This is a genomic window from Candidatus Dependentiae bacterium (assembly GCA_040878395.1).
Classification (GTDB): Bacteria; Babelota; Babeliae; order Babelales; family Vermiphilaceae; genus JAKBEL01.
Map to the genome: position 1 here is coordinate 52127 of JBBDMI010000011.1, position 13072 is coordinate 65198.

General features: G+C 36.4%; 16 protein-coding genes. 7 read left to right on the forward strand and 9 right to left on the reverse strand.

The window, feature by feature from the left end; all coding sequences use genetic code 11:
- Nucleotides 1-6: 6 nt before the first annotated feature.
- Nucleotides 7-489, reverse strand: a complete 483-nt coding sequence (gene rpsG, locus WD055_04805; protein MEX0849523.1) for a 30S ribosomal protein S7 — start codon at nt 487-489, stop codon at nt 7-9.
- A gap of 17 nt (nt 490-506) precedes the next feature.
- Nucleotides 507-878 carry a 30S ribosomal protein S12 gene (gene rpsL / locus WD055_04810; protein ID MEX0849524.1) on the reverse strand — a complete coding sequence of 124 codons (372 nt, stop codon included), beginning with the start codon at nt 876-878 and terminating at the stop codon, nt 507-509.
- 304 nt (nt 879-1182) lie between these two features.
- Between rpsL and WD055_04815 the strand changes: the two genes are divergently transcribed.
- Nucleotides 1183-2331, forward strand: coding sequence for a M50 family metallopeptidase (locus WD055_04815; protein MEX0849525.1), 1149 nt, complete (start codon nt 1183-1185; stop codon nt 2329-2331).
- Between the two features lie 73 nt (nt 2332-2404).
- Here WD055_04815 and rplM read toward each other — a convergent pair whose 3' ends face one another.
- On the reverse strand, nt 2405-2821 hold the full coding sequence (gene rplM / locus WD055_04820) for a 50S ribosomal protein L13 (GenBank protein ID MEX0849526.1): 417 nt from the start codon (nt 2819-2821) through the stop codon (nt 2405-2407).
- Nucleotides 2822-3088: 267 nt separating this feature from the next.
- Between rplM and WD055_04825 the strand changes: the two genes are divergently transcribed.
- The gene (locus WD055_04825; protein MEX0849527.1) at nt 3089-4660 is read left to right on the forward strand and encodes a Na+/H+ antiporter NhaC family protein; all 1572 of its coding nucleotides are present in this window, start codon (nt 3089-3091) and stop codon (nt 4658-4660) included.
- A gap of 90 nt (nt 4661-4750) precedes the next feature.
- Nucleotides 4751-5131 (forward strand): hypothetical protein, encoded by a 381-nt coding sequence (locus tag WD055_04830; protein MEX0849528.1) that lies wholly within the window; start codon nt 4751-4753, stop codon nt 5129-5131.
- Nucleotides 5132-5191: 60 nt separating this feature from the next.
- Here WD055_04830 and WD055_04835 read toward each other — a convergent pair whose 3' ends face one another.
- Genes WD055_04835 through yidC form a run of 3 tightly spaced genes read right to left on the reverse strand, consistent with a single transcriptional unit; the run spans nt 5192 to nt 8619 of the window.
- Nucleotides 5192-6466, reverse strand: coding sequence for an aminopeptidase P family protein (locus tag WD055_04835; GenBank protein ID MEX0849529.1), 1275 nt, complete (start codon nt 6464-6466; stop codon nt 5192-5194).
- A gap of 11 nt (nt 6467-6477) precedes the next feature.
- Entirely contained in the window at nt 6478-7080 is a 603-nt protein-coding gene (gene recR, locus WD055_04840; protein MEX0849530.1) for a recombination mediator RecR, read from the reverse strand.
- Nucleotides 7081-8619 carry a membrane protein insertase YidC gene (gene yidC, locus WD055_04845; GenBank protein ID MEX0849531.1) on the reverse strand — a complete coding sequence of 513 codons (1539 nt, stop codon included), beginning with the start codon at nt 8617-8619 and terminating at the stop codon, nt 7081-7083.
- 184 nt (nt 8620-8803) lie between these two features.
- On the opposite strand from yidC, the gene WD055_04850 reads away from it, so the two are divergent.
- Both WD055_04850 and murC read left to right on the forward strand, forming a co-directional pair.
- Nucleotides 8804-9154: a MerR family transcriptional regulator gene (locus WD055_04850; protein ID MEX0849532.1), complete on the forward strand. Its 351-nt coding sequence runs from the start codon at nt 8804-8806 to the stop codon at nt 9152-9154.
- Nucleotides 9155-9177: 23 nt separating this feature from the next.
- On the forward strand, nt 9178-10563 hold the full coding sequence (murC, locus tag WD055_04855) for a UDP-N-acetylmuramate--L-alanine ligase (GenBank protein ID MEX0849533.1): 1386 nt from the start codon (nt 9178-9180) through the stop codon (nt 10561-10563).
- A gap of 307 nt (nt 10564-10870) precedes the next feature.
- Here murC and WD055_04860 read toward each other — a convergent pair whose 3' ends face one another.
- Nucleotides 10871-11002, reverse strand: a complete 132-nt coding sequence (locus WD055_04860) for a hypothetical protein (protein ID MEX0849534.1) — start codon at nt 11000-11002, stop codon at nt 10871-10873.
- Nucleotides 11003-11202: 200 nt separating this feature from the next.
- Between WD055_04860 and WD055_04865 the strand changes: the two genes are divergently transcribed.
- Nucleotides 11203-11604 carry a hypothetical protein gene (locus tag WD055_04865; protein MEX0849535.1) on the forward strand — a complete coding sequence of 134 codons (402 nt, stop codon included), beginning with the start codon at nt 11203-11205 and terminating at the stop codon, nt 11602-11604.
- A gap of 33 nt (nt 11605-11637) precedes the next feature.
- Nucleotides 11638-11946, forward strand: coding sequence for a hypothetical protein (locus WD055_04870; GenBank protein MEX0849536.1), 309 nt, complete (start codon nt 11638-11640; stop codon nt 11944-11946).
- A 44-nt stretch (nt 11947-11990) separates the two neighbouring features.
- Here WD055_04870 and WD055_04875 read toward each other — a convergent pair whose 3' ends face one another.
- Both WD055_04875 and rplS read right to left on the reverse strand, forming a co-directional pair.
- Nucleotides 11991-12503: a hypothetical protein gene (locus tag WD055_04875; protein ID MEX0849537.1), complete on the reverse strand. Its 513-nt coding sequence runs from the start codon at nt 12501-12503 to the stop codon at nt 11991-11993.
- Between the two features lie 24 nt (nt 12504-12527).
- Nucleotides 12528-13007: a 50S ribosomal protein L19 gene (gene rplS, locus WD055_04880; GenBank protein ID MEX0849538.1), complete on the reverse strand. Its 480-nt coding sequence runs from the start codon at nt 13005-13007 to the stop codon at nt 12528-12530.
- Nucleotides 13008-13072: the final 65 nt, after the last annotated feature.

The following is a 13072-nucleotide window of genomic DNA, read 5'->3' on the forward strand; positions in this document are numbered from 1 at the left end:
ATCTACCTACCATGCATAATGTGAAAAGGCACGATTAGCTTCGGCCATTCTGTGAACATCTGTTTTTTTCTTTACAGCCCCACCACGACCTTCATGAGCATCCATCAATTCATGTGCTATACGCAAACTCATGGTTTTATCTGAACGGCTAGCTGCTGATTGAATAAGCCAGTTTAATGCTAACGCACGTCCACGATCAGGAGAAACTTGCGTTGGAATTTGATACACACTTCCACCCACGCGTCTTGGACGAACTTGTACTGCAGGAATAAGCTGATGAAATGCTTTATTAAAGAATTCAAGCGCCTTCTCTTGATCGCCCTTGCTCTTTTTAATAAGTTCATCCATTGCTCCATACACAACTGAGCGAGCAACACTTTTTTTCCCACATTTCATAATCACATTAATAAATTTTTGAATTAGTTCAGATTGAAATCGAGGATCTACCCCAATATCCCGTTTAAAACCTTTTCCTTTACGCCTAGGCATATATCAATTCCTTATTCTTATTTTGGTCGTTTTGTACCATATAATGAACGCGACTGTTTTCTGTTTTCTACACCAGTTGCATCAAGTGCTCCACGAACAATATGGTATTTTACACCTGGCAAATCTTTTACTTTTCCGCCTCGAATTAACACAACAGAGTGCTCTTGCAAGTTATGTCCTTCACCCGGAATGTAAGCGGTTACTTCAATACCCGTTGATAGTTTAACACGAGCTACCTTTCTCAAAGCCGAGTTAGGCTTTTTTGGTGTAACCGTAAAAACACGCGTACACACACCACGAACCTGTGGCGCATTTTTCAACGCAGGGCTTTTTGACTTTGATTTCGTACGTTTTCTTCCAAAACGACAAAGCTGATTTATCGTTGGCATAGTGTAATGTCCTATTAATAAATAAAGATGTTATTAGCAATTTCGGTCTCATTATACAAGACCAACCTATATAGACTTATTAGTATTTTACCCTTTTTATGAATTTTTTCAAGAAATAATTACTATAAGAGTCCATTTGGACCCCATTAGCCTATTTTCTGATAAATAATTCACTTTTTGGGATATTTTTCACCTAATCGCGCAACGCATCATTTTGTTGGACGAGTTATTTAATTAGTGCTACCTTTTATAAGCATATTTTCTATTATTAACCTAAAAAAAATATTTTTCAAGGAGATCTCATATGAATCTATTTAAAATGCTACTTTTAGTGCCCTCACACCTCATGTTTGGCGCCATGGGAATATTAGGCATTGGCCTCCTCATTGGTATACATGAATTTGGACATTTTCTTTTTGCCAAACTATTTAATGTTCGCACACCATCATTTTCTATAGGATTTGGCCCTCAACTCATTTCTAAAAAAATAGGAACCACCGTATTTTCACTATCTGCAATTCCATTAGGTGGTTATGTTGAAGTATCCGGCATGGCTGAAGTTGGCCAAGGAGAACAGAAAGAGGCCGACAATACGGGTGAAGATTCATTTGCCATAAAACCATTTTGGCAAAAAATGCTTATTTTATTTGGTGGCATCATGTTTAACATTTTATTTGCTTACTTTGCCTTTTCACTCGTGTTCATGTTAGGAGCTCCAAAGAGCGACCTTTTATATCCTCTAGGTGTAGCCGAAGACAAGCCAGAAATTCATGTCATTCGCAAAAATTCTGCCGCTGATAAAGCCGGACTGAAAGTTGGCGACACAATTTTGGCGATAAACAACACGCAAACCAACGGACAAACTGATAAGCTCAAAGAGATATTACATTCCCATCCTGACCAAATAGTATCACTACTCATCAAACGTGACGACCTTGAACGCACTGTTGATGTGCCACTCGACGCAACTGACATCATTGAGCATGGACAAGCAAAAAAAATTGGCACGTTAGGGGTATATTTTGAAATCTCTAAAGTAAAACAGTTCGGTTTTTTTGAATCAATAGCTCAAGGATTCCGTGCAACTAACATCTATCTTTTCACAGTGATCTATGCATTTAAGAATATGTTTACTAAAAAAGATATTTCCGGTGTTGGTGGACCACTCATGGTTATCTCCGAAACTATTAAAGGTGCTCAAAAGGGATTTAAAATTTTCTTGCTCTTTTTAGCTGTTATCAGTATAAACTTGGCAATCTTGAATTTGATTCCATTACCAATTCTGGACGGTGGTCAAATTTTCTTTGTAATCATTGAAACAATCATTGGCAAACAGCTTCCAAAATTACGGGAATATATCCACATTGGCAGCTGGCTTTTTGTCATGGCCCTCGTCATTTATTTAACTGCACGAGACATAGGCCTCTTTAATCTTCTTGGCCTAGGCAAGTAAAAAGAAACATTAAAGCAAAAAAAAGAGGCGCATTTTAAAAATGCGCCTCTTTTTTTTGTTAACTTATGACAGCTTAAGCTACCTGTGCTGTATGCGGATGTTTTGTTCCTGCATACACTTTTAATTTTTTGTAAATCTCACGATTCAGATTATTTTTTGGCAACATACGTTTAACCGCTAATAAAATAATATCCTCAGGGTTTCGTGCACGAACTTCTTTTGCTGTACGTGTTCTGTATCCACCAATATATCCGGTGTAGCGATCGTATATTTTATCTTCCCATTTTTTTCCGGTCAATTTTACTTTTTCAGCATTAATAACCACAACATAGTCGCCTGCATCTGTGTGAGGTGCGAATTCTGGTCTGTTTTTACCACGCAATACATCTGCAATATGAGTCGCTAAACGCCCAAGTACTTTACCTTCTGCATCAACAACATGCCATTTAGGATCGCGATCTTCTTTTCTTTGATAGAAAGCTTTATTCATATCCATTGAGGAACCTTCAAAATTTCAGTAATAACACAATTAAAAACGAATTTTTTAAGAACGGAGCATCTTGTAATATATCGTAGTGCAAAATAACCAAATGGTCAAATTTCAGCATGAAATTAAAGTACATTATGAGATACTTTCCCTATACACCTAAAGCAGTTATACATGTTAAATATGTACTAATTATCTGATTTTGCTATACTTGAGACGTTTTTATGACTTTTTTATTCTATAATTTTTAACCTTTAGGATCTTACCTCTATGCAACCTAACGTTCTCTCCTTACTCCCTCCCATATTAGTCCTTATCAGCGCTATTACAACTCGCAAACTGCCTCAATCGATCATGATAGGCTTGGCAACCGGAGCCCTCATTGCAACCGAGTTTGCACCTATCAAAACAGCAATATTAATTTTCAAACACCTTTTTGACCAAGTATCTGATTCAGACAACCTCTATGTCTATACCTTTTTGCTCTGTATCGGTATGCTCATTGCAGTCATTAATCATACCGGTGCAACCAACGCACTTGCGGCCTCATTAAAGAAAAAAATCCATAATGCAAAACAGACAGAGCATGCTTCTTTTCTTATTTCACTCATATTAGCACTTGATGATTACTTAAACTGTTTAACAACCGGACATATCATGCAACCATTGATCGACAGCTTTGGCATAGCACGCACAAAACTTGCCTATCTCATACATACGTTTGCCGGCCCATTGGTTATATTAATTCCGATTTCAACTTGGGCAGCCTTTATCACTAGCCAAATTGAACAAGCTGGTATATCAAGTGATGCACAAGAGAATGTAAAAATTGCAATCGACCCATTCTATATTTATTTACGCAGTATACCTTGCATATATTATGCTATTTTTTCGGTCATTACCGCATTATTTATTGTTCACCAATCCATTTCATACGGACCGATGAAAACAGCCGAACAGCAAACGAAAACTATAAATAAAAACCAAAACAACACAATTGAAGACACTCAAACTAAAAATGCGCATATTTCCGATCTACTCATACCATTAGCCACCCTCTTGGGCACTGTATTTTTTGGCATGTTATATACCGGCAATTTTTACCTTTTTGGTGGCAATCAAACTTTTATCGGTTCATTTCAAAACAATCAAGACGCATTCCTTGTATTAGGCATTGCAAGCATCATAACTCTTTTAGTAAGCCTAGCTATATCTTTTAGTAAAAAACAACTCAACATACAAGAAGCTCCATTAATTTTATGGGAGGGTTTCATGCTTATGTGGCCGGCAGTATTACTGGTTGTCTTAGCTTCTGCATTCGGCTCTATGCTCCGCATTGATTTACAAACAGGCCAATATCTCGCCTCATCTCTCTTGCACACCATGCACATAACCTATATTCCTCTTATATTTTTTTTAGTCAGTGCAATTACAGGATTACTCATCGGCTCTGCTTGGGGAACGATTGCATTACTTTTACCTATAGGTATTTCTATGGCATATAGCCTTGTTGTCAACGCCAATACCGATATAGTGATAGTAAATTTCATTATTTTAACTATCGGTTCAATTTTATCCGGTGCAACCTTTGGCGATCACACCTCACCTATTGCTGCATCTGGTATTATGGCTGCAACAGGAGCCGGATGCAAACCACTTGACCATATCAAAACCCAATACCTATATAATCTTCCTCCATTTATAGGCGCTTGTTTAGCATTTTTGATTACCGGCTTTTTACTCAGCAGTTCATGGCCTATAATCCTAGGAATTTCGCTAAGCATAGGTGTTTCCACCACCCTGGGCATCACGTTACTTTTAAACATGATATACAATAAATAAACTATAGGGCTTTTGACCTTTTACCCTCTTTAGATTACCCTAAAAAGTAAGAAGTTGAATGTCCATTTTGCTAAAATAAGAGGTTATCTCATGAAAAAACAGCTATTGTTTTTATTATTTTTAATTCCAGGCTTTACTCAAACAGCTAACAATCTCTTCACCCCAGAACAGATGTCACAAATGAACAGCATGATCCAACAAAACTTAAAAAAACAATCGGCGATTCAAGAAATAAAAGATTACGCAACGCAAGGCGTTGGTTATTCAGTTTGTACAGTAGGTATGCTTTATGGTCTTAATCATCTAGGCAGCGCCTATAAACATGCAATCAAATCTTCAACTCCGATAACTGATAGACCTGAACAGGAAAAAAAGCGATACAACAGACTCATGTATTCACATGCAGCAATGGGTTTATTATGCTGCAGTGCTTCTGCATACGGACTCTACTATATATGGAATACACACTAAAAAATACACAAAAAAAAGATCTGAGTTGTGTTAAAGCAACTCAGATCTTTTTTTAACTTGTTACTCACTAAATTTCTCTTGAACCATCTGTTCAATCTCTTTGATTGATTTAGGCAAACCTTCACTCAAGCAGATTGCACCATCTTTGATGATCCAATAATCATCTTCAATGCGAATCCCAATATTTTCATCTTTAATATAAATACCCGGCTCAATAGTGATAACATCACCCTCTTTGAGCGGCTCTTTATAATCGCCAACATCATGTACATCCAATCCAAGAAAATGCCCAATACCATGAGGAAAGTATTGCTCATACCCTTTTTCTTTGATAAAAGCTTTAGCCAAATGATTCAATGACTCTGCCGGTTTATCAGCATTTGATAACCAGACACCCGGCTTTGCACGTTCAGCAATATATTCTTGCGTTTCGAGCACAATGGTATAGATCTCTTTTTGACGATCAGTGAATTTCCCTGAAACCGGATACGTTCTTGTTATGTCAGCACAATACTGTTTATAGCGAGCACCAATATCCACTACCACCAAATCACCATTTTTCATGATGCCGTTATTTTCGGTATAGTGTAAAATTGCTGCATTTTTACCACTGCCTACAATACTCGGAAATGAAGGCTCTGCTTGCGAACCGATAATAATATATTCCAAGCTTGCTTGTACTTCAGCTTCAGTCATGTCATTACTTATTGCTTTTGCAGCGGCATCCTGTGCCAAACAAGTAATATCAACCGCTTTATACATCAATTCCATTTCATGCATATCTTTTGAACGACGTAACCGTGCAACTATTGGCGAAACATCTATAACCTCAGGTTTAAATCCAAATGATTGCAAACGTTGTAAAACAAGTCTCTGTTCAACATACCCATGCTGTGTTTCAGGGGCAAAAGTAAACATAGTATTACTATTTTTCAATTGAGCATCTACATCTTTTAATAATTGCTCATATTCCGATTGAGGAAAAAATGGATGCATTTGATAACCGTTACAACTACTACCTAATAGCTTAACTTCATCGACACCGATTTTTTTTGCATATTCAGCTGTCATCTCAAGCGGTGCTACCACCCACTTTGAACGCTCTTCCATACAATTTGGAATATATAAAGTAGTTTTTCCTTGCAGATCCATAACTAATACAAGCGACGGTTCATTCAAACCGGTAAGATAATAAAACGAACTTTCTTGTGTAAAGCGACGTTCTTCACCTTCAAATCCTGCAAATAAAACAACTACACCATCTTTTGCAGGATGAGCTTCTTTGATATCAGCAATAAAATCTTTTCTGCGTAATGCGTACATTTGATATGACATAGTATCCTCAATTAAAATGGTCGACGTTCTGAAAGCGCTTTATAAACGGTAAGTCTATCCATAAATTCTAATGATGAACCCACAGGAATACCTCGTGCTAAACATGAAATAGTTACCGATGTGGCTTTTAACTTATGTGCAAGAAAAGATGCCGTTGCTTCCCCTTCAGGTGTCTGATTGGTTGCTAGAATAATCTCTTTAACACCATATTTTTGCACGCGATCAACAAGTGCTTGAATATTCAACTGTTCCGGACCAACACCTTCCAGCGGACAAATAACACCCCCTAGAATATGATACACACCATTGTATCCACCCGTTTTTTCAATCGCAAGAAGTTCTTGCCAAGTTTCAACCACACACACCAATGAACGATCTTTTTTTTCTGATGTACAGAAGACACAGTCAACATCCTTCTCTTTCCATACAAAGCAAATTTGGCACTGCTTAACGTTTTCTTTTGCTTTTAATAACACTGCACACAAATGCTCAAGCTTCTGTGGCTCAAGTTGCAAAAAATAGGTGGCCAATCGATAAATATTTTTTGTAGCAAGATAAGGAACCTGCTGCAACGTTTTTATCAATTGTGCTAATGTTGGAACCGAATTTAACATTTATGCAACCTTCATTTTTTTCTGTAAAGTAGATTGCAAAATTCCCAACAATGTGCTGACGGAAATATAAATTAATAATCCTGATGCGAAATTCATTGAAAATACACCAATAACCAATGATGCGACCATCATCATAGATCGTTGCTTTGGATCCATAGTCAATGCATTAACAAACATAGAGATACCAATTAATGCCGGCAAAATATAATAAGGATCAGGCACCGATAAATCTGTAATCCAACCAATAAATGGCGCTTGGTACAGTTCAATTGAATTTGATAGAACACGATTCAACGCTATAAACATAGGAAACTGGATTAATAACGGTAAACAACCTGTCAACTGTGGCATACCATATTTTTTAATCAATTCAGCTTGTTCAATACGTAAACGCTCAGGATCATTTTTATATTTTTGTTGTAGATATTGCATTTTCTTTTGCACATCACCACTTTTTCTCATATTGCGCTCACCACGCAATGTAAATGGCAACATAAATAAACGCATCAACACGGTCAAAATAATAATAGCTAAACCATAATTTTTCACATATTCATTTATCATGTTTAACAATTTTAAAAGCAATTTAGAAAGTGGCGCTAAAAGCCCTGAATAGTCTAATGTTTGCTCCAGACGTTCATCGACCGGCCCCATTGCTTGTGTATCTTTTGGTCCAAAATAAAACGAAACAGTCCAGCTTGTTTTTGCAGTTACTTCAGGCCCTTCAAGAATCGAAATGATTTTTTTATCCGGCGTTGTAGTAAAATAAGCACGTTCAACAAAATTACTGTCATCTTCTATTAATGCATGCACAAAATATCGATTCTCTGCACCAAAAATAGCCGGAGACCACCAACCTTCTTTCAAGTTCAATTTATCATATTGAATCTTATCAAGCGCACCTTTTACATTAGTAACAACTGCCGCTATCTGATCACGTGCTACATCAGGCATTACCGGTGAAGGATAAAAAATACGTGCACTGATTGCACGATCTGCGTTAGTCGGTTCAATTTCAATAGTCACATCGATTTTGTGTAATTTTTTTAAAATATTAAAACGTTTACGCAATATACCATCACCAAAACTGCCTTCATAAGTCAATTGAACTGCTTCCGGGCCATCTTGCTTGTCAGTTAACGTAAAATAGTATGGTGTCTTTTCATCCAATGCAACAAGCAGCGCTTTTTGTTCACGCTCAATTACCGGAAAAATTGTAATAATATCATCGGCAGCGCCATGCTGTTTACGTTTAAACTCTAAACGCTCTAACGCCGCACCCTCTGATGAAAAAGTTAAATCTGCCCACTCAGTTTCAACTTCAGTAATGACTTCACGAGCTACTCGTTTTGTGTCAACAAAATCAATTTCGCGCATTAATGGTTTTACTACACGAGCCTTATCGGGAGCATTAAATGTTTGACCTGACCTAGCTTGATCAATTTCAGTATCACGAAATCGACTCATTATAAAGTAATCAATTCCCCAGGTAGTAAGCAACGCAAAACCAACAAGAACAATCATCTCTTTTATATTCATACATATCCTTTATAAAATAACAAAAATAACCTTAACAGATTACCAAACAAATAGTAGATTGACTAGCAAGCAGTCATAGATTAAGCCACGATTTTAGTCTAATCTAGAAATATATTTTACTTATGCTTCAAGTTACGGTATAACAAATGAAGCTCAATATATTTAAAAAAAAGGTTTTTATCACATGAGAATGCAAAAAAGACAATTTCGCATTGGAACATTAGCAGAAGAATTAGGTTTAGAAAAATTTGTTATCCGTTTTTGGGAAAAAGAATTTAATATAAAAAGTAGCCGTTCAGTTGGTGGCCAACGCTATTATACTACAAATGATGTCACAACATTCAAAAAAATTAAAGAGCTTTTATATACAAAAAAATTCACCATTGCCGGTGCAAAAAAAGCATTAGAAGGCGGACCAACCAAAGTTTTCGCATCAAAAAAAACCACTATGGATCCATGTGACAGCATGCATATAAACAAAAAACAACTGCTATCATTTCGTAAAAAACTATTAAAACTTAAAGAATATCTCTAACTTTTTATCTGTTTAGATTTTTAATGTACACAAAAAAAGCTCATATTCATTTTATTGGCATCGGCGGCATTGGCATGAGTGGCATCGCCCATATTTTACGCCATCAAGGATATACAATTTCCGGATGTGATACAGATACACACAGAAAAAATATTGAATCACTCAAAAATATTGGTTGCTCTATTTATAAAGGAAACAATACGCAAAAATGCAACGATGATTCAATTGATATTTTGGTATATTCCTCTGCAATTTCAGTTCAGAATCCTGAAATTATCGCAGCACAAAAAAGGGACATTCCCACAATAAGTCGCGCACTGATGCTCGCAGAGTTGATGCGTACAAAATATAGCATAGCAATAGCAGGTTCACACGGCAAAACAACCACAACCTCTCTGGTGTCGCATATTCTTATTGAATCTCAATTTGATCCCACCGTTATTATTGGCGGTCATTTAATCAATATGAGCAGTAATGCGCGCATAGGTAATGGCGATTTTTTAGTCGCAGAAGCTGATGAAAGCGATCGATCTTTTTTACATTTACAAGCAACATTGGCATTAGTTACCAATATTGACCTAGAGCATCTTGAAACATATGCTCATTTGCAAGACGTAAAAGAAACTTATATACGCTTTTTAAATAATCTACCATTTTATGGCAAAGCATTTGTCTGCATTGACGATCCAAACATACAATCAATTTTGCCACTTCCCCATATTAAACTGATTAAATATGGCTTAAGTGAGCAAGCATCAGTATCAGCTAAAAATATTACATTGCATGATAATCACTCAACATTTACTGTTACACAAGATAATGAACCTCTTGGTCCGATTACCTTACATATGCCAGGAGAACATAATATCCTGAACTGTTTAGGTGCAATAGCCATCTGTAATGATATTGGCGTTCCATTTAATGCAATTCAAAAAGCAATGCTCAATTTTAAAGGCATTGAGCGTAGATTTTGGTTTCGCGGTACTTATCAAGGAGCAGAGATCTTTGATGACTATGCTCATCACCCAAAAGAAGTATATCACACGCTTAAAGTTGCACGAAAACGCACCAAAAATAAACTAACCGTTATTTTTCAACCACATCGCTACTCACGCACCCATCATTTATGGAATGACTTCTTAAACGTATTTTCAGACAACAGCATAGACCGTCTTATTATTACTGACATTTATGCCGCTAGTGAAACACCGATCAATGGAGTCAGCAGTAAGGAATTTGTGCAAGCCTTACAACGCATGAATCCAAGACTTACTATATCTTATGTTCCATATGATGATCAATTTAATCAATTACAACATGCACTTAACGGTCAATTAGAACAAGATGATTTACTGCTTCTTCTCGGTGCAGGAAAATTGACCTACTTTCCTACAGTCATTTCATCTTGATATCACTTCAAATCCTTTAATGCTCTTTCAGTCATACCTGTATCATGACTTTTAATTAATTTTTTATTCATCTTCTTCTACTTCTTGTTCTTTCATTTCCTCCTGTAACTTCTCTCTTTTCTCCTCTCTCATTTCTTCCTTTAACTTTGTTCTTTCTTCATCTAACCTTTTCACGTATTCTTTTTTTACATTCTTCCATCTCGTTTTTCATTCCGGAAAGCAGTTGTCCTAATTTGAAAACCACGCCCATCCCCTCTAAAAAAAGTTCCTGACCCTCCCTGTCCAAAACTTCGAACTTGATCATGCCTCACTGTTCTTCTTGTGTCCCCCACCCACTAGAAAATTCAGAACTGCTACCACTCGAATATACATCAGGATCAGCTGACCATACATTATATACATCCATCAACAAAACTAAGCACAATAATTTCTTATGCATAAAACTTCCTTAATTCCTATTTTATCTATAAATTATAAACATTTTTTTATTATTTCTATTTAAAAAAAACATATAAAAAACCCTATATCCACAATTATTACAACTTAAACCGTTTAACCATTGCAATTAAATAATTTATATTTGTATATTTAAAAGTAGTTATATGTTAAAGATAAAAAATAAGAAAAAAGGAAGTAGTAATGAAGCGATTATTACTGATAGTATGCATATCATGTATAGCTATCCCCCTAGAAGCACGCAGTAGCACAATGAGAGGTCTATTTGGTGGTGCAGGTACCGGTGCATTAATCGGCGGTTTAGCCGGTGGTGGACGTGGCGCAGGCTATGGTGCATTAGCCGGCGGTGTTTTAGGAACAGCAATTGGGGCATCAAAAGATGCAAAAAGACGTCGTCGATATGAAAATGAATACTACCCAGAAGAATATTATGATGAAAGCCCAAATGGATACGAAAACGGTGCCTATGCAAATGGCACCTACTATGCACAACCACCGCATAAAAAAAGCGGCTATGCACGAAACGTTAATAGAAGAAACAACGGACGCAGATCGATCAATTCACATTCAGGTAGAAGATATTAAATTAAAATCAATATTTAAAACAAAGGAATACATATGAATACAAAATTAATAAGACTTTGCTTAACATTATGCTTAAGCTTTACATGCATAAGCTTGTCAGCAAATGCATATGACACAGGTGAACAAATTGGTGAAGGAATCGTTGAAGCACCGCTACAAGCTGCTAGTGGACTATTAGGCGTTGTTTCAGGTGCAGCAGAAGGAGCCGGCAGACGAACAGAAAGAGTACTGAATGAAACAAGATATCCACGTTATAATCAAGCAGCACCAATTGAAAAGACAACAATACAATACAAGCAAACAGTTAGACCAATCACAGTTAAACCGATCAATAATAACTAATCAATGAAAATACAAAAGGGAGCTTTTCAGCTCCCTTAATTTCTTTATGCAACCGATGCTACCGTTTTTTGCATTACGACAATATCAGATTTTTTTCGTGAATTGCTTGGTCTAATTGAAATAGCACATTGCTTGTGTGGTTTTTCAAATAACATAAGCCCTTCAATACTTTCTGTATTCCACCAACAATGCCATCCAAGAAGTTCCATCTGTTGTTTATAAAAAGCGATCAATTCATCTTGATGTTGCGATGTTGAATACCCGACTGTATATACATCAGCTTTTGCCTGACAATAGTTTTTTTTCTCTGTAGCATCAACCGGAATTGGAATATCAACTGTCCATACATAATCAAAATTTATTTCATCAAACTCAACCGCATCGACATCAATTTCTTTTTGATGCTGAACTGTTGTTGCTTGATACAATTGACTTCTTTTTGCTTCTTGCCCATGATACATAACCTCTGCATGAGATTGTTCGTCTTGTTCAACCTGCTTTGAACAGCCTGAAAGACAACTGAGCAGAAGCACCAATGATAAAAATGGCACAACCATAAACTACTCGCTCTTATTTAAGAATTACTCAGATTCCTTTTTTTCAACAACTTCTTCAGTTACTTTTGGCATAGACATAGCAGCTTTACGAGCTTCTAACAATTGTTTTCGAGATGCTGCTTTTTGCTCACGTTGCTCACGTGTCATAACTTTTTCTTCAACTCGTGCAGCTTTACCAATACGATCACGCATGTAGTACAGTTTTGCACGACAACATTTACCATATCTTATAAACTTAATTGAATCAATAAGTGGAGAATAAAATGGAAATATACGCTCAACAGCAACAGAGTTTGCACCGATTTTTCTTACGGTAAATGATGAAGATGCACCGTTTTTATTTATAGCAATAACATCACCTTCAAATATCTGTAAACGTTCCTTTGTGCCCTCTTTAATACGTAGAGAAACTGCAATTGCGTCTCCAACTTCAAAAGCTGGAAAATCGCGATCATATATACCCAATGAATTAATTGTTTCTTTGGTAAGTTGATTCGCTTTCATGAAAATCCCTTAAAAATGGTAAAAATCCTAATATAAAGCTTTATCTTTTTACTATACTCTAAAAA